Source organism: Streptomyces acidiscabies (assembly GCF_020010905.1).
In the GTDB taxonomy this organism is placed as follows: Bacteria; Actinomycetota; Actinomycetes; order Streptomycetales; family Streptomycetaceae; genus Streptomyces; species Streptomyces acidiscabies.
In genome coordinates this window covers 4,857,907-4,878,100 of record NZ_JAGJBY010000002.1, presented here as the reverse complement: position 1 = coordinate 4,878,100, position 20,194 = coordinate 4,857,907, and the positions used below count along the sequence as shown (strand labels likewise).

General features: G+C 71.9%; 17 protein-coding genes and 1 pseudogene. 8 read left to right on the top strand and 10 right to left on the bottom strand.

The features are described 5' to 3' along the window. Positions 1-61: 61 nt before the first annotated feature. Positions 62-1,690 carry a glycoside hydrolase family 27 protein gene (locus J8M50_RS47810; protein WP_010359593.1) on the top strand — a complete coding sequence of 543 codons (1,629 nt, stop codon included), beginning with the start codon at positions 62-64 and terminating at the stop codon, positions 1,688-1,690. A 41-nt stretch (positions 1,691-1,731) separates the two neighbouring features. Then, positions 1,732-2,631: pseudogene (locus J8M50_RS47805) on the top strand (CE1 family esterase); the annotation flags it as partial. Positions 2,632-2,659: 28 nt separating this feature from the next. On the opposite strand, the gene J8M50_RS47800 reads toward J8M50_RS47805, so the two are convergent. Then, positions 2,660-3,625: a helix-turn-helix domain-containing protein gene (locus tag J8M50_RS47800; protein ID WP_010359591.1), complete on the bottom strand. Its 966-nt coding sequence runs from the start codon at positions 3,623-3,625 to the stop codon at positions 2,660-2,662. 144 nt (positions 3,626-3,769) lie between these two features. On the opposite strand from J8M50_RS47800, the gene J8M50_RS47795 reads away from it, so the two are divergent. From J8M50_RS47795 to J8M50_RS47775, 5 genes are all read left to right on the top strand, one after another. Next, on the top strand, positions 3,770-4,531 hold the full coding sequence (locus tag J8M50_RS47795) for a nuclear transport factor 2 family protein (protein WP_010359590.1): 762 nt from the start codon (positions 3,770-3,772) through the stop codon (positions 4,529-4,531). 263 nt (positions 4,532-4,794) lie between these two features. Continuing rightward, positions 4,795-6,654 (top strand): RICIN domain-containing protein, encoded by a 1,860-nt coding sequence (locus tag J8M50_RS47790; protein WP_010359589.1) that lies wholly within the window; start codon positions 4,795-4,797, stop codon positions 6,652-6,654. 134 nt (positions 6,655-6,788) lie between these two features. Further along, positions 6,789-8,159: a flavin monoamine oxidase family protein gene (locus tag J8M50_RS47785; protein WP_010359588.1), complete on the top strand. Its 1,371-nt coding sequence runs from the start codon at positions 6,789-6,791 to the stop codon at positions 8,157-8,159. Positions 8,160-8,191: 32 nt separating this feature from the next. Beyond that, complete coding sequence (locus J8M50_RS47780; RefSeq protein ID WP_010359587.1) at positions 8,192-8,680, top strand: SRPBCC family protein; 489 nt, start codon at positions 8,192-8,194, stop codon at positions 8,678-8,680. A gap of 89 nt (positions 8,681-8,769) precedes the next feature. After that, entirely contained in the window at positions 8,770-9,357 is a 588-nt protein-coding gene (locus J8M50_RS47775) for a TetR/AcrR family transcriptional regulator (protein WP_010359586.1), read from the top strand. A gap of 95 nt (positions 9,358-9,452) precedes the next feature. Here J8M50_RS47775 and J8M50_RS47770 read toward each other — a convergent pair whose 3' ends face one another. The 5 genes from J8M50_RS47770 to J8M50_RS47750 all read right to left on the bottom strand — a co-directional run bounded on the left by J8M50_RS47770 (position 9,453) and on the right by J8M50_RS47750 (position 15,506). After that, the gene (locus J8M50_RS47770) at positions 9,453-10,535 is read right to left on the bottom strand and encodes an SGNH/GDSL hydrolase family protein (RefSeq protein ID WP_010359585.1); all 1,083 of its coding nucleotides are present in this window, start codon (positions 10,533-10,535) and stop codon (positions 9,453-9,455) included. Between the two features lie 319 nt (positions 10,536-10,854). Beyond that, positions 10,855-11,817 carry a Gfo/Idh/MocA family protein gene (locus tag J8M50_RS47765; protein WP_010359584.1) on the bottom strand — a complete coding sequence of 321 codons (963 nt, stop codon included), beginning with the start codon at positions 11,815-11,817 and terminating at the stop codon, positions 10,855-10,857. Next, a complete protein-coding gene (locus tag J8M50_RS47760) occupies positions 11,814-13,238 on the bottom strand; it encodes an NDP-hexose 2,3-dehydratase family protein (protein WP_010359583.1) in 1,425 nt (474 codons plus the stop codon). The genes J8M50_RS47765 and J8M50_RS47760 overlap by 4 nt, the downstream gene beginning before the upstream one ends. Before the next feature lie 191 nt (positions 13,239-13,429). After that, entirely contained in the window at positions 13,430-14,677 is a 1,248-nt protein-coding gene (locus J8M50_RS47755; protein WP_010359582.1) for a TraB/GumN family protein, read from the bottom strand. A 103-nt stretch (positions 14,678-14,780) separates the two neighbouring features. Continuing rightward, on the bottom strand, positions 14,781-15,506 hold the full coding sequence (locus J8M50_RS47750; RefSeq protein WP_010359581.1) for a TetR/AcrR family transcriptional regulator: 726 nt from the start codon (positions 15,504-15,506) through the stop codon (positions 14,781-14,783). A gap of 128 nt (positions 15,507-15,634) precedes the next feature. On the opposite strand from J8M50_RS47750, the gene J8M50_RS47745 reads away from it, so the two are divergent. Continuing rightward, positions 15,635-16,309: an SDR family NAD(P)-dependent oxidoreductase gene (locus tag J8M50_RS47745; RefSeq protein WP_029184567.1), complete on the top strand. Its 675-nt coding sequence runs from the start codon at positions 15,635-15,637 to the stop codon at positions 16,307-16,309. Between the two features lie 27 nt (positions 16,310-16,336). Here J8M50_RS47745 and J8M50_RS47740 read toward each other — a convergent pair whose 3' ends face one another. From J8M50_RS47740 to J8M50_RS49955, 4 genes are all read right to left on the bottom strand, one after another. After that, on the bottom strand, positions 16,337-16,723 hold the full coding sequence (locus J8M50_RS47740) for a hypothetical protein (protein WP_010359578.1): 387 nt from the start codon (positions 16,721-16,723) through the stop codon (positions 16,337-16,339). Positions 16,724-16,820: 97 nt separating this feature from the next. Then, the gene (locus tag J8M50_RS47735; RefSeq protein WP_010359577.1) at positions 16,821-17,468 is read right to left on the bottom strand and encodes a hypothetical protein; all 648 of its coding nucleotides are present in this window, start codon (positions 17,466-17,468) and stop codon (positions 16,821-16,823) included. Further along, entirely contained in the window at positions 17,408-17,737 is a 330-nt protein-coding gene (locus tag J8M50_RS47730) for a hypothetical protein (RefSeq protein ID WP_010359576.1), read from the bottom strand. Before J8M50_RS47730 ends, J8M50_RS47735 begins: the two co-directional genes overlap by 61 nt. Next, on the bottom strand, positions 17,734-20,175 hold the full coding sequence (locus J8M50_RS49955; protein WP_141655655.1) for a CHAT domain-containing protein: 2,442 nt from the start codon (positions 20,173-20,175) through the stop codon (positions 17,734-17,736). Before J8M50_RS49955 ends, J8M50_RS47730 begins: the two co-directional genes overlap by 4 nt. Between the last annotated feature and the right edge of the window lie 19 nt (positions 20,176-20,194).

The following is a 20,194-nucleotide window of genomic DNA, read 5'->3' as shown; positions in this document are numbered from 1 at the left end:
GTGACGCAAGCAGCCCGAACAGGTCAGTCCTCCGCTGTCTGACGCTCCCGGAAGGAGCCCCGTGCTCAGACGACTGCTCCGTCTCCTCACCGCCGCCGCTCTGGCTCTCCCCCTGTCCGTCGCGGCCACGGTTCCCTCCCCCGCCTCCGCCGCCCCCGGCAGCCCGGCGCTCACCCCACCGCTGGGCTGGAACAGCTGGAACAGCTTCGGCTGCGGTGTCACCGAGGCGCAGGTCCGCCAGGCCGCCGACGCGATGGTGTCGTCCGGGATGCGCGACGCCGGGTACCGGTACGTCGTCGTCGACGACTGCTGGTTCGACCCGCAGCGCGACGCGTCCGGCGCCCTGCGCGCCCATCCGACGAAGTTCCCCGGCGGGATGAAGGCGCTCGGCGACTACATCCACGGCAAGGGCCTCAAGTTCGGCATCTACCAGGTCCCCGGCACCCGCACCTGCGCCCAGACCTCGGGCGGCTTCCCCGGGTCGACCGGCAGCAGGGGGCACGAGGCGCAGGACGCGGCCACGTTCGCCTCCTGGGGCGTCGACTACCTGAAGTACGACTGGTGTTCCTCCGAGGGCACCCGTGACGAACAGGTCGCCCGCTTCGGTCTCATGCGCGACGCCCTGCGCGCCACGGGCCGGCCCATCGTCTACAGCATCAACCCCAACAGCTTCCACGCCATCACCGGCTCCACCTACGACTGGGGCCAGGTCGCCGACCTGTGGCGGACCACCGAGGACCTGCTCGACATCTGGCAGAACGGCAACACCAACAGCTACCCGATGGGCGTCGGCAACGTCCTCGACGTCAACGCCCCGCTGGCCGCCCAGTCGGGCCCCGGCCACTGGAACGACCCCGACATGCTGGTCGTCGGCCGCCCCGGGCTCACCCTCGCCGAGTCCCGCTCCCACTTCGCCCTGTGGGCGCTGATGGCGGCCCCGCTCATGGCCGGCAACGACATCCGTACGATGTCCGCCGACGTCAGCGCGATCCTGCGCAACCCCCGGCTGCTCGCGGTGGACCAGGACCCGCTCGGCGCGGGCGGACGCCGGGTGCGCGACGACGGGAACACCGAGGTGTTCGCCAAGCCCCTGGCCGACGGGTCGGTGGCCGTCGGGCTGTTCAACCGGGGGTCCGCGACCGCGACGATCAGTACGACGGCGGCCCAGATCGGCCTGTCCGGCGGGCCGTTCACCCTCACCGACCTGTGGACCGGCGCCACCTCGGCCGGCTCCCTGTCGGCGAGCGTCCCCGCGCACGGCGTCGCCGCGTTCCGCGTGAGCGGCGGCACCCCCCTCGCCTCGACCTCGGGGCTCCTGCGCCACCCGGCGTCGGGGCGCTGCCTGGGCGTGACCGGGTCCTCCACCGCCGCCGGGGCCGGCGCCGCGATCCGGGGCTGCGAGACGGCCGCCGACCGGCAGTGGACCAGCTGGGCGGGCGGCGAGGTCCGGGTCTTCGGCGACAAGTGCCTGGACGCCTACGACCAGGGCACCGCCGACGGCACCCGTGTCATCACCTGGACCTGCAACGGCCAGGACAACCAGAAGTGGACCACCTCGTCCGACGGGACGCTGCGCAACGTCCACGCGGGCCGGTGCCTGGACACCGACCGCAGCGGCACCGCCGAGGGGACCGCGCTGGTGCTGTGGAGCTGCGACGGGCGAGCGAGCCAGCGGTGGACCCGCAGTTGACTCCGTATCCCGACCTTCCCTCCGCAGACGGGAGTTCCCCGATGACCAGGACACGCTCCGCGTTATGGTCCGTCCTCGTGGCGGCGCTGCTCGTGCTGGGCGTGGGCGCCCCGGCCCCGGCCTCCGCCGCCGCAGCGGCCCCGACCGCCGGGTGCGGCAAAGCGCCCACGCTGAACAGCGGGACGTACACCATCCAGAGCGGCGGCAAGAACCGCACCTTCATCCTGAAAGTCCCCGACGGCTACGACCGCAACCGCCCCTACCGGCTGATCCTCGGCTTCCACTGGCTGGGCGGGACCTCCACCGACGTCTCCACCGGCCGCACGGTCGAGACCGGCACCTGGGCCTACTACGGGCTCCAGCGGCTCGCGAACAACAGCGCGATCTTCGTCGCGCCCCAGGGCCTCAACAACGGGTGGGCCAACTCCGGCGGCGAGGACGTCGCCCTCACCGACGCCATCCTGCGGCGCGTCGAGGACGGCCTGTGCGTGGACACCACCCAGCGCTTCGCCCTCGGCTTCAGCTACGGCGCCGCCATGTCGTACTCGCTGGCCTGCTCCCGCGCCACGGTCTTCCGTGCCGTCGCCGTCCAGAGCGGCGGGCAGCTCAGCGGGTGCAGCGGCGGCACCCAGCCGATCGCCTACCTCGGCGTGCACGGCCTGCGGGACAACGTCCTCGGCATCTCCGGCGGGCGCACGCTGCGCGACCGGTTCGTCCGCACCAACGGCTGCACCGCGCAGAACCCGCCCGAGCCCGTCCAGGGCAGCCTCTCGCACCGCGTCACCACGTACGCGGGCTGCTCCGCCGGGCACCCGGTCGCCTGGGCCGCGTTCGACGAGGGCCACATCGCCGCCCCGCAGGACGGCGCCCCCGGCGACAGCGGCTCCCGCACCTGGGTGCCGGCCGAGGTCTGGCGGTTCTTCACCCAGTTCCGGACCAGCTGACTCACGGCCGGCCGCCGGGGACGGCTCACCCCGGCACCGGCCGTGAGGACGGCCGCCCCTGCGCCGTGTCGTCGCCGATACGGCGCAGGTGGTCGGCCTCGGTCCGTCCCCGGACCGTCCGGCGGAAGTCGAGCGGGGACAGGCCCGCCCGGTGCGTGAAGTACTTGCTGAACTGCGACGGGCTGCCGAACCCGAGCCGGCCGGCGATCTGCCCCGAGGTCCGGTCGCCGTGGGCGAGCAGGCGTTTGGCCTCCAGCATGACCCGGCGGTCGATGAACTCCTTGGCGCTGAGCCCGGCGGCATGGCCGGTCGACCGGGCGAGCGTGCGTGTGGAGTAGCCGAGCTGGTGGGCGTAGTCCTCCACGCGGCGGGTCCGGGCGAAGTCGCGTTCGACGGCGGCGCGGAACCGGAGGAACGTCTCGTCCGGCTCCGGTGCGGGGCCGCCGACGGGAACGCTGAGGTGGGTCAGCCGCAGCAGCAGGACCGCGAGAAGGTTACGCAGGGCGATCACGTGCACGTCCAGGGGCAGTTGCCCGAGCGAGCGGAACTCGCGGCCGAGGTGTTCCAGGGCCAGGTCCACGGCAGCGGCGTCGTCGCCGGCCGGGGTGGTGGCCACGGCCGCGTACGGATCGTCCACGCGGGCGGCCGTCGCGGTGGCCCGGTCGAGCACGTCCTCCCGGAAGAGGATCAGCGTGCCCTCGGCAGCGCCGATGTCGCCCCACTGGTGCACCTGCCCCGGGCGCACCCACAGCCAGGACCCCGGCGTCAGGACATGGCCGTGGAAGTCGACGGTGTGCCGGAGGGTGCCTGCGGTGACGGCGAGCAGGTGATGGAAGTCCGGGCGCTGCGGCCGGGTGAGCACGGGTTCGGCGACCCGCCGTCGCAGTTCGGCCAGCGCCATGACCTCGACCCCGGCGGGGGTGCCGGCGGGCGCGGCGAACGGGATCTCGAGGATCTTCCGCGGGGGTCTGTGTCGCTCTCCGGCCACCATTGGTCGCGACTCTACCCGGCCCGCCCTCGTCGGGCATGTCGGCTTTTGAACATAACCCGTCGCAATCGGCCCCCCTGACCGGCTGTCCGCGAGCCTAATTTGGCCATGTCACCCCCTCAGTTCCTCACGCAAGGAAAACAAGTCATGAGCAGCGCCAAGAACACGGTCCTCCAGGCCGCCGCCGAACTCTTCGGCGACAAGGACCCCTCCGCCGTGGACCGCTGGGTGGCCGCGGACTACAAGCAGCACAGCGCGCTCGCCGCCGACGGCCGGGAGGCGCTGCGCGGGCTCGTCGCCGGCCTCGGTGAGGGCTTCCGCTACGACGGCGCCCGGGTCGTCGCCGACGGTGACCTCGTCGTCCTCCACGGCACCTACCACGGCTTCGGTCCGGACCCGCTGGTCGGCTTCGACATCTTCCGTGTCGACGCGGACGGCAAGCTGGCCGAGCACTGGGACGCGCTGACCCCGCTGGTCGGCGAGACCGTCTCCGGCCGCTCCCAGACGGACGGCCCCGCCGAGGTCACCGAGCCCGGCAGGACCGACGCCAACCGCGCCCTGGTGGCCGAGTTCGCCGAGAAGGTCCTCGTCGGCGCCGACTACTCCGTGCTCACCGACTACATCTCCACGGAGACGTACCACCAGCACAACACCGACGCGGCCGACGGCCTCGACGGGTTCGGCGCGGCTGCCGCCGAGTGGGCCGAGCAGGGCAGGAACCTCGTCTACAAGAAGGTCCACAGGGTCGTCGCCGAGGGCGAGTTCGTGCTGACCCAGTCCGAGGGCGAGTTCGGTGTGCCCGTCGCCTACTACGACCTCTTCCGCGTCGCGGACGGCAGGATCGTCGAGCACTGGGACGTCATCGCCCCCGCCCCGGCCGAACTCCCCCACTCCAACGGCCTGTTCTGACGGCACGCGCCGGAATCCGGGCGGGCGTTCGGGGGCTCGGCCGTGACGGGGTGCGTTCAGTCCTCGACGCGCCTGCCCCCTACGAGACAGCGATACATGTGATGTCTCGCAGGCGATCCATCGCGCGAAATCCGCAGAAACAGTCTCAACTCCCCCTGCACACCCCGTGATTCATCCCTGCACGAGGGTTGACCCGTCTTACGCGCGGATGAGATTCCTTGGACTCGTCCGCCTCGTCCCCCACAGATATTTCGGGAGTCACCGTGTCAGCAGGCCCCTCACGCAGGCAGATTCTGGGTGCGGCCGGTGCGACCGCCGTCGCGACGGCGCTGCCTCTGACCGGCGGCCCGGGCTCGCGAGCCCGGGCCGCCGGTCTGCCCCAGGACAGCCTCGCCCGCCTGGTCGACCTGCGCTTCGGCATGTTCAGCCACTTCAACCTCGGCACCTTCACCGACGAGGAGTGGGCCGCCCCGCACCAGAGCCCGGGGCTCTTCGCGCCGACCGCCGTCGACTGCGCCCAGTGGGCCGCGGCAGCGGCGGCGGCAGGGATGAGCTACGGCGTGCTGACGACCAAGCACCACGACGGCTTCTGCCTGTGGCCCACCGCCTACGGCGAGCAGAACGTCAGCCGCAGCCCCTACCCGCACGACATCGTCACCCAGTACGTCGAGGCGTACGACACCCGCCACGGCGTCGGCGCGCAGGAGGCGGTCCAGCCCGCCGACCTGACCTACGTCCTCGGCCAGATCACCGAACTCCTCACCGGGTACGGGGAGATCGACCTGTTCGTGACGGACGGCTGGGCCTGGCAGATGGGCCAGCAGGCCGTCTCCTACCAGCGGGTGCGCGAGCACGTGAAGGCGCTCCAGCCGAACATCGTGATGATCGACCACGGCGCGCTGTCCGTGCCCTTCCTCGGCGACGCCATCTACTTCGAGGAGCCGCTCGGCGTCACGGCCCCGGCGGGCAACACGTACGCCGCGCTCCAGGGGCAGACGATCAGCGACGGCTGGTTCTGGCATCCGAGCACGCCGGCGAAGGACCCGATGAGCCGGGCGGCCATCCTCTCCCACCTGGCCGACCTCGAACCGAAGTACACGTCGTTCATCCTCAACTGCCCGCCGAACCGCGACGGCGTGCTCGACGCCAACATCGTGCGGCGCCTGGCCGAGGTCGGCGCTGCCTGGAACCCGGACGCCTCCAGGCCCCCGCTGCCCGCGCAGCCCCCGCGCGTCGAGCACCCCGTCACGCCGGTCAGCGCCTATGCCACCGCCTTCCACACCGGCGAGGGCCCGCTCCACGCGATCGACGGGCTGAGCGACCGCGGCTTCGAGACCTGCTGGTCCACCTGGAGCCTGCCGCTCCCCCAGTCCGTGACCATCGACCTCGGCGGCGTCTGGAGCGGTGTCTCGTCCCTGGAGTACCTCCCCAAGCAGTGGAACCGCACCGGCTCCACGGACGGCGACATCACCGCGTACACCGTTCACACGAGCACCGACGGGGTCGCCTTCACCGAGGTCGCCGGCGGCGGCTGGCCCGGCGACCGGACCCTCAAGACGGCGCAGTGGACCGCCGGGGACGCCGGTTTCGTACGGATCACCGTCACCGCGGGCACCGGCGGGTACGCCAACATCGGCGGGCTCAGGATCGGCGGCCGGACCGCCAGGCCGGTGCTGCGGTCCACCACGCTGCCCGAGGACGGCACGGTCTACCGACTCGTCGCGCGGCACAGCGACGAGGTGGCCGACGTCAGGGGCGGGGGCACCGCGAACGGCACGCAGGTCGTCCAGTGGCCGTGGTCCGGCTCGGCGAACCAGCGGTGGACGTTCGCCTCCACCGGGGACGGCTACTTCACGGTCCGCGGCGTCGCGAGCGGCAGGCTCCTGGAGATCGGGGGTCTGTCACGCGCGGAGGGAGGCACCGCCGGGATCTGGGACACCGCCGACGCCCCGCAGCAGCACTGGGCTCTCACCCCGACCGGCGACGGCCACCACTTCCTCACCAACCGCCTCAGCGGACTCGCCCTCGGCGTCGGCGGCGGGTCCACCGACGACGGCACGGTCCTCGACCAGCGGACGTACACCGCAGCCGCCCACCAACAGTGGCGGATCGTCCCCGTCTGACGGAAGTGGACCGCCACTGACCTGCGACTTCACACCCCCCACTCGACCCTGTCAGTCGATATTAACGCTCGATATTGTCACTCGATAAAGTTGCGTGTACGGTGAGGGCACCGAAGCACGCGACAGGAGTGGCCATGAACGAGAACAAGACGGATGCCGTCGTCATCGGCGCGGGGCTGGCCGGGCTGACCGCCGCGCGGGACCTGGTGGCGGCGGGGAAGTCCGTCGCCGTGCTGGAGGCGCGGGACCGGGTCGGGGGGCGGCTGCTCAACCACCAGCTCGGGGGCGGCCAAGTCACCGAGCTGGGCGGGCAGTTCGTCGGCCCGACCCAGGACCGCGTCCTGGCCCTGGCCCGCGAGGTCGGGGTGGACACCTACCGCGCCGAGGTCCCCGGCGACAACGTCTATGTGCACGACGGCCGGGCCAAGCGCTACTCCGGCCGCGTCCTTCCGGACCCGCTCGCCCTCCCGGACATGGGCATCGCCCTGGCCCGGATAGCCCAGGCCGCCGCGAAGGTGCCCCCGCACGCCCCGTGGCAGGCGGCGAAGGCGCGCGAGCTGGACGGCATGACGTACGAGAGCTGGCTGCGCAAGGCGGAGATCACCGGCGCCGGCGTCGACCTGATCGACATCTTCCTGAACTCCGCGTACGGCGGGGAGGCGCGGGACGCGTCGGCGCTGTTCGGCCTCTGGTACGTCGCGACGTTCGGCGACGAGACGCACCCCGGCACGATGGAGCGCGGCACCGGCACCACGGGCGGCGCGCAGGACAGCCGTTTCGTCGGCGGCTCGCAGCTCGTCGCGCAGCGGCTGGCCGTGGAACTCGACGGCCGGGTCCACCTCTCGGCGCCGGTGCGGCGCATCAGCCAGGACTCCACCGGCGTCACCGTCGTGTCGGACGCCGGTGACTGGCGGGCCGACCAGGTCGTGGTCGCCGTACCGCCGGTGCTCGCCTCGCGGATCGTGTGGGACCCGCTGCTGCCGCCCCAGCAGGACCAGCTCTTCCAGCGGCTCCCGTTCGGGACGCTCATGAAGTGTGTGGCCGTCTACGACAAGCCGTTCTGGCGGGCCGACGGGCTCTCGGGCATGGGGCTGCTGCGCGGGGGCTCGCCGATCCGGGAGATGTTCGACAACACCCCGCCGGACGGCGGTCCGGGCGTCCTCATGGGCTTCCTCGGCGGCAGGGAGTGGCGCAGGTGGGCCCACCGTCCGGCCAGGGAGCGCCGGGGCGCCGTCCTGCGGTCCTTCGCGCAGGTCGTCGGGGACCGCGCGTTCGACACGGTCGACTACGTCGAGCAGGACTGGACGGCCGAGCCGTGGACCCTGGGCGGCCCGACGTCGGTCGCGGCGCCCGGCGTGCTCACCGGTTTCGGCGAGTGGACGGGCCGGCAGTTCGGGCGGGTCCACTGGGCGGGCGCCGAGTTCTCGCCGTACTGGAACGGCTTCATGGACGGCGCGGTGCGCTCCGGGCAGGACGCCGCGGCCGAACTCCTCAAGCAGAGCTGACCGGCGACCGCCGTACCGAAAGGCACTCCCCCATGAACTCCTTCATCGTCACCGAACACTGCGTCATCGACGCCCCCGTGCACCGGGTCTGGGAGGTCGTCTCCCGTACCGACCGCTACGCCGAGTGGGTCGCCGGGGTGATCGAGGTGACCCGCCACCACGGCGTCGCCGTCGAGGGCGAGACGTACGCCGAGCGCAACCGCACGCTCGGGCCGCTGCGCACCGACTCCGTCTGGACGGTCCGGGACGTCGTCCCGATGACCTGCCGGGTCGACACGGGCACCGGGTTCGCGCCCCTGCGGAACATGACCAGCATCTTCGAGTTCCAGCCGGTACCGGACCACGGCCGGGGCCGGGAGACGACCGAGATGACGTACCAGGTGGAGTACACCATCGGGCTCGGCCCTCTCGGGCAACTCCTCAACTGGATCCAGGAGCCCGGTATGCGCGTCGGTATGCGGACCAGCATGGCCAACCTCGACCGCCTGCTCCGCTCCGAGGCGACGGCGACCGCTCGCTGACCCCGCACAACCCTCCACTTCCAGCCTTTCTGTCGTTCGATCCTATCGGTCGATAGAAATAAAAGCCCTGATCGCCTAGCATGGGACCCATGGCTCACGTGTCCGCGGCGGAACGCCGTCCTCAACTGATCAAAGCGGCCATCGACCTCATGACCCGCGAGGGGGTCGCCGCAGGGAGCACCCGGGCCATCGCCGCCGAACTGGGCGTGGCCCAGCCCACCGTGCACTACCTGTTCGGCACGAAGGAGGAGCTGTACCGGGCGGTCATGGAGCAGCTCACGCAGGACCTGATCACCCAGGCGGAGCGGTCCGCGCCGACCGACGGGACCTTCGGGAAGTCCATCGCCACGCTCGTCGACGTCCTCTGGCAGACCGTCATCGACCAGCCGGCCACGTACCAGCTGCTGACCGAGCTGACGATGTACGCCCTGCGCACCCCGCACCTGAGCGGCGCCCTGGACAACCACTTCAGCGGGAGCATCGCGGTCACGGCGAACCTGATCACCCAGGCCGCCGAACGCACCGGCCACCCGCTCACCCGGCCCGCCGAGACGACCGCGCGGTTCTTCCTCGCCGGCTTCGACGGCCTCACCACACAGCACCTGTCCGCACCGGACGAGGAGGCCGAGCGGGCCTGCCTCCAGGAGCTGGTCAAGGCGGTCCTGGCGATGGCCTGACCCGACCCGCCGGACGCGCCCTTCACGGGCGTTCGGCCGCACCGCCCGTGTGGGCCGCTCGCGTCGACGTGAGCGGCCCACACCTCGTACCTCGGTCAGCCCTGCGCCCCCGCGCGGCGCCGGCGTGCGACGTAGGCCGCGCCGCCGCCGGCCGCGACGACCGCGAGGCCCGTGCCCGCGACGAGGGGGGTGCTGCCGGACGCGCCGGTCTCGGCGAGTTGCCCGTCCGCGCTCGGGCGGCCTGCGCCCTTGTCGCTCGCGGGCACCACGACGGCCGCCTCGCCTGCGGTGGCGGGCGCGGCGGGCCTGGGCTTGGCGAGCGCCCCGGCGAACGCGGCGGCGATCACCTTGTGCCCGGCGGCGTTGGGGTGCGGGTCCGTCTGCGGGGTGCAGGTCCAGGTGAGCTTGCAGATCGTGGCGACGTTGCGCGGCACCTTCCCGAAGGCGGGCGTGTCGACCTGGGTGGCGAAGTCGTCCGAGAAGTACGCGCCGGCGACGTCCGCGACCTGGAAGCCGGTGGCCTTGAACACCTGGGCGATGCCCGTGTTGGCGGCTTTGACCAGGGGTGCGGAGTCCTTGGCGGACTTCTGGCCCGCCGGGCCCAGCAGCCAGGTCGCCAGGAACGGGTTGTAGTACGTCGAGCCGACGAACCGGGTGTTCTTCGTGCCCGCCTTGTGGAGCGCGGCTGTGATCTGGGCGATGTTCTTGCCCATGGTCGTGCGCGTCCGGTTCAGGCACTGCGCGTCGAGGGCTCCGGCCGGGCTGACGCACGCCTTGATGTCGTTGGCGCCCACGGTGAGCGTCACCAGGGCGATCCTGCCGCGGCGCTGGGCCATGGCCTTGAGCGCGGCGTCCAGCTGGGACTTCGCCTTCGGGTAACGGCACGTGCCGCCGCTGATCAGCGTCTTGGTCGTCTCACCGCTGCACCCCAGGCGTATGTGCTTCAGGCCGGGGTCACGCTGCTTGAGCTGCGTGTAGAGCTGGTCGGTGTAGGCGATGCGGGTGTCCTTGTCGACGTCCGGCTGGTAGCCGGACGCTATGGAGTCACCGAGCGAGATGTAGTACGTGGCGTCCTTCCCGCTCGTCGCGTCCTGGGCGAAGGCCAGGGCCGGGGTGCTCAGCACGACCGTCATCGCGGACAGGGCGAGCCCCGGTCCGAAACGCCGAAGGAGATTCATGGGATGCGTGTGCTTTCCAGGTGAGGGGGGTGAGCCGCCGGACGGCGATACGCGTTTTCCGGCAGCGAAGAGAAAGCCTTTGGTGAGGCGTGGGGAATTGCTGTCGCCGTGGGAGCGCAGGAGTTGCCCTGGGCTCTTCTGTGCGAGGCAGGCATCAATCTAGCTGGTGGGACGCGCACTTCGGTGTGGCCGATCGACAAAGAGAAGTCTCATACGACACGTGTAATCACCAATGCCGGATTCCCGCCGCGAGGTCCGGTTCCGGGGTGGGGAATTCTTACCTGAGGCACACCTTTTTCACGCCGCTTCCGTATGGACATCACGCCTCGACGATCTCCGCCCGGTCGAGGACCTCGTCCACCAAGGCGGCCTGCCGTACGGAGGCGTCCGCGTACGCGGTCAGGCCGTCACCTCGGCGTACGGCGTCGGTGAAGAGCCGGACCACGTTGGCGAACTGGTGGTCGGCGGGCAGGGTGCGTTCCTCGACGTGGTTCTGCCGCTGGATCCAGAGGACGGGCCGGTACGTCTCCGGCGGGGTGTACGCCCGGTCGAGGCCCAACCGGCCGGTGGCGCCCGCGAGTTCGTAGGACGCCCGGTACGAGTGCTCCATCCCGAACGTCACGTGCGCGGGCACGCCGGTGGCGTCGTTCAGCAGGATCGCGCCCGAGCGGACGACCCCGGCAAAGCGGCGCAGGACGGCGCCGGTGACGGTGAGGTGGGGGCCCAGGAAGTGCTGGGCCGCGCGGAGCGGGTAGATGCCGGCCTCCAGGAGCAGGCCGCCGCCGACGGGCAGGGTGCGGATGTCGCCCGGGGGCTTCGGGGGGATCGTGAACGTGCCGGTGAAGGCGCGCAGTTCGCCGATCGTGCCGTCGGCGAGCGCCTCGGTGACGGCGGCGTGCTGGCTGTGGTGGAGGAACATGACGTTCTCGAACAGCAGCAGTCCGCGCTCCCGGGCGAGGGCGAAGAGGCGGGCCGCCGTGGGGGCGTCCGTGCACAGCGGTTTCTCGGCGAGGACGTGCTTGCCCGCGCGCAGGGCGCGTTCGATCCACTCGGCGTGCAGCATCGCGGGGAGGGGGACGTACACCGCGTCGATGTCGGCTCGGTCCAGGAGAGCCTCGTACCCGGTGACCGCGATGCAGCCGTACCGGGCGGCGAGCCGTTCGGCCTTCGCGGTGTCCCGGCTGGCGACCGCGACCAGCGTCGCGCGGTCCAGGAGCGCCGGGATCATCGTTCTCACGGCGATGTCGGCGCAGCCGAGCACCCCGAACCGTACGGCGGTCATGCCGGTCCCGCGCTGCGCAGGGCTTGCAGGCAGGCGACGCAGCTGCGCAGTTCGACGTTGAGGTAGTTGCTGTGCTGGAGGAGGTCGCCGAGCTGGTCGACGGTGAGCCAGCGGTATTCCTCGGGGACGTCGAGCGGGAACTCGTCGCCGACCTCGACGATGACGTACCGGTTCTGGGCGTGGTGGAAGCGCCCGCCCTCTTCGGACTGGAGGACGTCGAAGCGGATCTGCTGCGGCGGCACCGACAGGACGTGGTCGAGGAACCTGGGCCGGTGTTCGGGCGGTACGTCGCGGTAATTGACCGGCTGGCACTGCACGGTGGGGGCGAGTTCCGCGACGTTGAGCAGCCCGGCGTCCGTACGGGCCTCGACCAGTGCGTGCAGGACCCCGTCGATCTGTTTGACCAGCAGGGCGAGCAGGCCCGCTTCCAGGGGTGCGAACAGCGGCTGGGTCCAGGAGCCCACCTCGCGGCTGGTGGCCTCCACCCCGACGGCGACGACGTCGAAGTACAGGCCGTCGCGGTGGGTGATCCGGTCGCTCTCGCGTATCCAGCCGCCCTCGCCGGCGAGGTCCAACGGCACGCGGCGCTGGACGAGTTCGCGCTGGGCGCGTACCTCGGTGAGCCAGCTGAGGATGTCTCCCCCGCCGTGCACGCCCTCGGCTCCGCGCGCGGTGGATTCGTGCAGCGAGCCGGCGAACGGCGACCTCGGCGGGCTGCTTCCCCGGTCCAGGTGCGGCGGGATGCAGGACAGGACGGTGCGCGCGTCCATGTTCACCAGGTTCGGGACGCGCAGCAGTTGGCGGATCTGGGCGAGGGTCAGCCAGCAGAAGTCGTCGTCGAGCGGGACGTCCTCGTCGGTCTCGACGATCATGTTGCGGTTGCGTTTGTGCAGGAACCAGGCGCCCTGTTCGGACTGGAGGACGTCGGCGAGGACCCGGCCGCGCCGGGGCCGGCGGAAGTACTGGAGGTACTTGATGGGACGGCCGCCGTGCACGCCCGTGTAGTTGCTCCGGGTGGCCTGGACGGTCGGGGACAGTTGCAGCCCGTTGACGTTGCCGGGCTCCATCTTCGCCTGCATCAGGAAGTGGTGGACGCCGTCGAATTCCTTCGCCAGGATGCCCAGCACGCCGATCTCCGGCTGCACGATGATCGGCTGGACCCAGCTGGAGATCCAGGTGCGGTCGGTCTGCACGCTCAGGCCCTCGACGGTGAAGAACCGGCCGCTGTCGTGGCCGAGGTTGCCGGTGTCCGGCGCGAACGACCAGCCGTCCAGCTCGGCGAACGGGATCCGGCCGACGGTGAACCGGTGCGCCGCCGTGCGTTCGGCGAACCAGTCGTGGAAGCGGCTGAGCGGCATCAGGTCGCTGTCGAGGGTCAGCGCGGAACCGGCCAGCGAGCGGGGACGTTGTGCCGTGGTCATCGCGCACCGGCCGGCTCGGCGGCGGTGTGGCAGGCGTGGGGGACGCGCATCTCGCTGGTCTTCATGGCGGTGGCTCCCAGGAGTGGCGGGCTGGGCAGAACCGGACCGTAACAAGCGGTCCGGGCCCTCCCCAGCTCCACACCCTCCAGCTTTTCCGGCACCTTGTTGGCTCGTCCGGTGGGGTGCCCCGGTCAGGGGTTGGGCAGGCGGCGGAAGCGGTCCGCCTCGTACTCGACCGCCGGGATGCCCAGGAGGTCGTCGACGCCGGGGAAGCCCTCGTCCTTCTGGAACGGTGCGCCGTGCACCGTCGTGTCCTGGCTCGGGCCCGCGTGCATCCCGGTGTGCGCGGCGCCGAGTTCCATGAGGTAGCCGCCGGCCGCGGCCGGATCGCGGCGGTCGCGGGTGACGGCCTGGGAGGCGTACGTGTTCATGGCGGCGGCGCGTTCGAAGAGGGTGGTCGCCGACAGCGCCGGACGGCGGGCCGGGCGGCCGTCCACGCCCTTGACGCGCATGCCGTGTGTCTGGGCGGCGGCGAGCGTGGCTTCCAGTCCGGTCGTGCCCAGGTTCATGTTGCCGTCGTAGCGGGTGACGAACGTCTGGAGTTCGGGGCTCATGGTGCCGCTGGCGAGGTACGCGTCGACCTGCGCCTGGTAGCCGTCCTCCCGGATGCTCTCCAGGTAGAGGGTGCTGACGCCGGCTGCCTGGATGGCCGCCATGTTGGTGATCAGGAACCCCCAGATCGGTGCCCCGGAGTGGTCGCCGCCGATGGCCACGCCCTCGTACTGGGCCAGCAGCGCGGTCAGGTCGCCCATCGCGTCCGGGGCGGCGGCGCCGGCCAGGGTGTTCTCCACGGCCTGGTGACGCTGCTGGCGGTCCGCCGGGGTTTCCGTGTACGCGTCGCGTGCGGCCCGTGCGTCGAGGCCGAGTTGGGTGTCGCGGGCGTCCTGCTGGGTCCAGTGGCCGACCGTACCGGGGTCGGCGCGACCGATGCCTTCGATGACCGCGTTGCGTCCGGCCGCCCAGGGCACGCCGGGGGCGAGTCGGTTGAGGTTGCCCAGGCTCTGGTGGAGCTGCGGGTCGGTCTCCTGGAGGGTCTGCGGGTCGACGCCGACGTCCACGCGCTCCTTGGTGCTGGCGTTGCGGGTCGCCTGCGGGAGGGTCTGCCACTCGGCGGTCGTCAGCGTGTTCGGGGTGCGACCGCCCGAGAAGGAGCGGCGGGGGCCGCGTACCCGCACCGAGGAGCCCGGCGGGTGCTGGTGCAGTTCGTCCTCGGTGACGCGCTGGATCGCCGGTGCGGTCCGGCGCTGTTCGACGATGCGGGAGACCGCCGCGTTCCCGATGCGCGGCTGGAGCCCGAGCATCGGCGCCGCTGCTTCCGGCCGTACGGCGCTCGCGGCTCCCCGCGGTTCCCGCTCCTCACCGCTCTGCCGCGCCCGCATACGTCCCCTCTCGTACCCCGGCTGGAAGCGTCCAGGGTTGCCGCACGCGCCTGCCCGGCGGTACGTCCGGGCGGGCAGGGGCGGGTGCAGAGGGCTTGCCCTTTCACGCGGGCGGGGGCCGTCTTTTCCCCGTCTCGGGGGCCGTGACGCCCTCGCTCGCGCGGCGCATCGCCTCGTACAGTGCGGCGTCTTCCGGTGGGGGCGGGAGTAGGCCGCGGGACGGGTTCTGGAAGGACTGGATCATCCAGGCGACGAGGCGGCGCCAGGCGTCCGGGGCGGCGTCGCCGGTGGCGCTGAGGACTCCGGCGTTGGCCATCAGCAGGAGTACGAGGTCCCGGCTGGTGAAGTCCTCGCGCAGGTGCCCGCTGTCCTTGGCGCGGGCGATGAGTTCGAGGAAGCCCTCGTACGCCCGGGCGTGGTACTGCTCCAGTTCCGGGACGCCGGGGAAGCTCATGGTCAGGACGTCGGCGAAGCCCCGGTCGGCGGCCTGCATCGCGCAGACGTTCTGGAGGTAGCCGGTGAAGCCGTGCCACGGGTCGGGGTCGGCCAGGGCCTCGGTGATGGCCTGCGCGTACGCCTTCATGCGGTCGGCGAAGACCGCGGCGACGAGATCCTCCTTGCGGGGGAAGTGGCGGAAGAGGGTGGCGATCCCGACCCCGGTCTCCCGTGCGACCGAGGCCATCGACGCGTTCAGCCCGTCGCGCCCGAAGACCGTGCGCGCGGCGGCGATGATCCTCCCCCGGTTGCGCTCCGCGTCGCTGCGCTTGGGCTGACCTGCGGAATCGGCCGGGCCGGCGGCGGGGCCGGGGTGGGGGTCTCGGGGGCTCATACCGGTCAGACTAGCAACCGGAGTGCCTTATCCAGTTCCCGTGTTACGGTGGACCACGAAACGGATAGGGCTTTCCGGAAAGGAAACGGATAGCCCTTTCCACCTCCATGTCCACGAAAGGTTCCTCCATGCCCACCATCGCCATCGTCGGCGCCGGCCCCCAGCTCGGCCTCGCCATCGCCCGCACGTACGGCACGCACGGCTACGACGTCGCCCTGATCGCCCGCAACCGGGCCAAGCTCGAAGACCTCGCCGGGGAGCTGGCAGCCGAGGGCATCACCGCCGCCGCGTTCCCCGCCGACGTGCTCGACCGCGCCGCGCTCGCCCAGGCGCTCAAGGACGCGGCCTCGCACTTCGGCGGCATCGACGTCCTGGAGTACTCCCCCGTCAACGGCCTCCAGACCGTCATGACCACCCCGGCCGCGACCGAACCGGCCGACGTGCAGCACGAGATGGAGTTCCAGCTCTACGGAGCCATCGCCGCCACCCGCGCGGTACTGCCCGCGATGCGTGAGGCCGGCGCGGGCACCCTGCTGTTCACCACCGGCGGCGGTTCCGTCGACCCCGGGCCGCAGGTCGCCAACATCAACGCCGCCGCGGCTGCCCTGCGCAACTGGGTCGTCAACCTGCACAAGGAGCTGGCCGGAACCGGCGTCCAGGCGGCGCACGTCGCCATCGACGTGTCCATCGGCACACCGGCGATCCCCGGCTTCCCGACCGCCCAGCCCGAGGAGATCTCGCCGGTCTACTGGGACCTGCACACCACCGAGCGCGACCGGGCCGAACGCGTCTTCAGTCTCTGACGCCCATCTGCCGCATGGGCCCTGTCGTCAGCAGCGTTCGAGGCCGTCGATCGAGTTCGTGGCGTTGGAGATGTAGTAGCTGGCCATGTAGCCGCGGTGGCCGCTCGGGGTGAGGACCCACACCCAGTACGGGTTGTCGCCGACGCTCTGGGCGCCCTCCTGCTGGCAGTACACCCACACCTGGGCCGGGCTGCTCACGGTGGTCTGGATGTCGGGACAGTTGGCGGCCGACGGGTACAGGTAGCACTGCTCCCCGCCACCGGCACGGACGTTGACGCCGGACGCCCAGACGCCGTAGTTGCCCGGTCCGTGGCCGGTCGCGTGGGCGGAGCCGGCCGTGCCGAAGACGAGGCCGGCGGCGGCGAGGGCGGTGGACGCCACGGTCGCGGCGACGGTTCTCATGGACTTGGTCATGGGTGTGTTCTCCCTGGGGACGGTAGGACGGAGGGTTCGCCGGGCCCGGCGTCTCGAAGGCTAGACCGCGCCTGGGCCGCCGCGTCCCTGACAGATGTCAGGGTGCGTCGCCGTCCGTGCCCGGGAGTGCCTCGCGGGCGTCCCGGTACCCGGGCAGGAGCCACCTCGGCCGCCGCGCCGTACGCGAGCCGATGATCCACACCAGTTCGACCACCACTCCGGCGCACACCACGCCCGTGGAGATCCAGCCCCCGAGCGTGCCGTGGCGCCCCGGTACGACGATGGCCGCGATGCCGATCATCGTCGCCAGCAGGCCCAGGTCGTAGGTCCAGCGGGCGCGCCGGAAGTAGCGGGCGGCGAGCCAGAGGTCCTTGCGCTGGGCGTCGAGCAGGCGGTCGGGGGCGGCGGAGGCGTCGAGCGTGCCCACCCAGCCCTCGCGTTCGGCCGGGGTGGCGGCGAACAGGAGGCCGCTGCTGGTGAATTGGAGGCAGAACAGGAACAGGACCGCGCCGGTCGTGACGGCGGACATCGCCAGGTCCACGAGCCTCGGCGGCCGGTCGGCGGTGGCCAGCAGGGTCAGCGTGGCCAGGTCGAAGCCGCCCAGCAAAGGCGCGGCCACCGTGCCGAGGGCGCGCATGGAGTCGGTGCGGCCCAAGGGGTACTCGACCTGCCAGCGGCCCGCGTTCACCGGCGCCGCCAAGGCCACCGCCGGCGCGGGGACGGCACCGGTCCCGCAGCGCTGCATCCGGGTTCGTGGGTTCCGGAGCGCAGGCACTCGGGGCACTCGTCCAGGCCGACGGGCGGCGATCCGCGTACACGCGAGGGCCGGGAGACGGCGACCCCGACCCGGGTGCCTCCGACGACGAGCACGATCCGCCGTACCCGCCGCCCCGCCGCGAACGCCTCGTCCAGTGCCGCTGCCGCCGCGAGCACCGACGTACCCTCGGGCAGTTCCAGGACACTCGCTCCGGTGTCGGGCTCGCCGGGCCGGACGAGGATGTCGTACGCGGTCATGCCCGCCTCCCGGAGTCCACGAGGACGTAGCCGCACCAGTCACGCAGCGGGACCTTGCCGATCCTGGCGGCCATCGCCCGGCGCAGGGCGGCGGCGCTGCCCAGTGTCATGACGGAGCGGTAGAAGTCGGCCATGAAGGTGGCGGTGTGACGGTCGTCGACGCTCCACAGCGGTGCGAGGACGGCGGCCGAGCCGGCGTGGAGCACCGCCGGGACCAGGCCGTACGGTTCGTCGCCGGGTCCGAAGCGGTACAGGCCGCCGTCGCAGACGTTGAGGACCGTGAGCCAGGCCGTACGGAGGTCGAGTCGGCGCAGGCTTTCGGCCTCCGTCGAGCCGGTGTCGCCGGACTCCGGGTCGGCGTCGAGGAGCAGTTGGTGGAAGTGCATCGGGTCGTGTTCGGGGAACGCGCCGTGGGCGGCGAGGTGGACGATGCCCCGGCCTGCGGCGTGTGTACGCAGTGCCGGCAGGGTGGCGTGCGGGCTGCTGAGGATCAGGGCGTCGGTCGCGCCGGTCAGCCGGGCGGCCTCGGTGACCTCGTGTTCGGCGAACGGCAGCGGTGTCACGCCGGGTACGGCACAGGCCGCGAGGCCGATGAGGCTCGGTGCGTGGTCGCGCGGGCGGCGGCGGAGCGCGAGCCAGACCGAGGCGCTCGGGGCGGTGACGAGTGCGGTGCGCGTGATCAGGCTCCGCCGTCTGCGGTCGAGGAGGGCGGGCCAGGGCAGGACGTGGAGGGGGCCGTGCGGGATGACCGTGATGGTCGAGTAGGCGTCCAGGGGGCGGCCCAGCCGGGTGATCGGTTCGATCAGGTGGTCGTGGAGGCGGCGGAGCAGTTTGCGGGCGCGGCGGTCGTCGCCGTCGCGGATGTACATGCGCACGTTGACGACCGCGGCGATCAGGGGGCTGCCGTCGATGGGCTGGCGGCCGTCGACCATCAGCCGGCCGGGCATCGACTCGTCGGGGAGGGCGTCGGCGGGCAGGGGGATCAGCCGGGTGCGCTCGCGGGTCACGGCGAGGAGCCAGGTGCGGCGCATCGCCAGGGCCTGGCCGTCGAACGGGATGACGTACTGGCAGATCAACTCGTCGGCGCCCAGGGCCGCTTGGACGTCGGCGAGCTTCGCCACCCCGGCGACGCCCTGGTAGCCGAAGTCCAGCGCGTCCGCGAGGTGCTCCGACGCGGCGAGGCGCTGCGTCACCTGTCCGTCGGCGAGCGGCAGTTGGCTGGAGTACCGCATCTCCTGGGCGACAATGCTGCGGTCGGTGGAGGGGGCGAACCTCAACGCTTCGCCCTCCTCTTCGGCCAGTGCGTCGGCGAAGGCCTCCGGTGGCGGCCGGTAGAGGCCGGTCAGCTCGTCCAGCAGGGTCCTGGCCTTCAGCGTCTCGACGGCCTGGAACAGTTCGGCGTGGCTGAGGCCCGGGTGGAGGAGGTCCGCCTCCAGGAGTTCACCGAGGACCGGTTCCAGTTTCTGCGCGGCCCAGAGTCTGCCGAGGCGGGAGCGGTACCGGTGGCGCAGGGTGTCGCTGCGCGCACGGGTCTGCCGGCGGATCTGCCGTAGCGCGTCCTCGGTGTGGCCCATCCGCCGTGCCACCCGGTGCAGTGTCCCGGCGGCGTCGAGCCAGCGGTCGAGGTCGTCGGCCTGTTCCGCGCGGTCCATGGCGTACCGGACCCGTTCGGTGACCGACGTCCAGGCGGGGTCGGTGTGGGTGCGGAACGCACTCATCATCGCCAGTGCCACGGTGATGCCGTGGGTGCGCGCGGCGTTGTCCTCCTGCCCCGCGCCCGTGAACTCGTAGTCCACGGGCACCTGTTCGTGGACGAACCCGGCCAGTTCGGTGAACCGGTCGGTGGCCCGGCGCTCGTCGCCCTGGTCCAGCCAGATGTGCCCCCACCCCAGGTCGGCGAGCCCGCCGAGCAGCGAGACGAACGCGTCGAACTCGCCTCGGCCGGCGTGCGCCGTCCACCGGGTGGCGGCGACCGCGTCGTCCAGCGCCGCGAGCAGCCGTCCGCCGCGCGGCGACCCGACGTACGTCGGTGAGCCGACGGCCGCGAAGTAGGCGCAGTCGGCGGCCTGGCGCAGGGCCCGGAACACCAGCGCCGGTTCGCCGGTCTCCTCTGCCTGAGCGGCGAGCCGTCGCGCGCGCTCGCGCAGGCCGGCCAACTCGTCCGGATCGTCGGTGAGGTTGAACATGACCGACACCATGTCGAGGTGGCACGCGACCCACTCCGGGCGACGGCGCAGCCTGCGGAGCAGTGCCTCGCGTACGAGGTTGACGTGCATCGCGAGAGGGAGTTGCCCGCTCAGGGCGGCCTCGACGGCCTGCTCGCGCGCCTGGTCGGCGACGTGGTCGGTGACGTACTGGGGATGGTCGGTCAGGTACTGGTCGAAGCCGTCGGGATCGTCCATGAGCCGCTGCATCAGATGTGGTAGCGCTTCAGCCACCGCGAACCCCCCTTGTGCG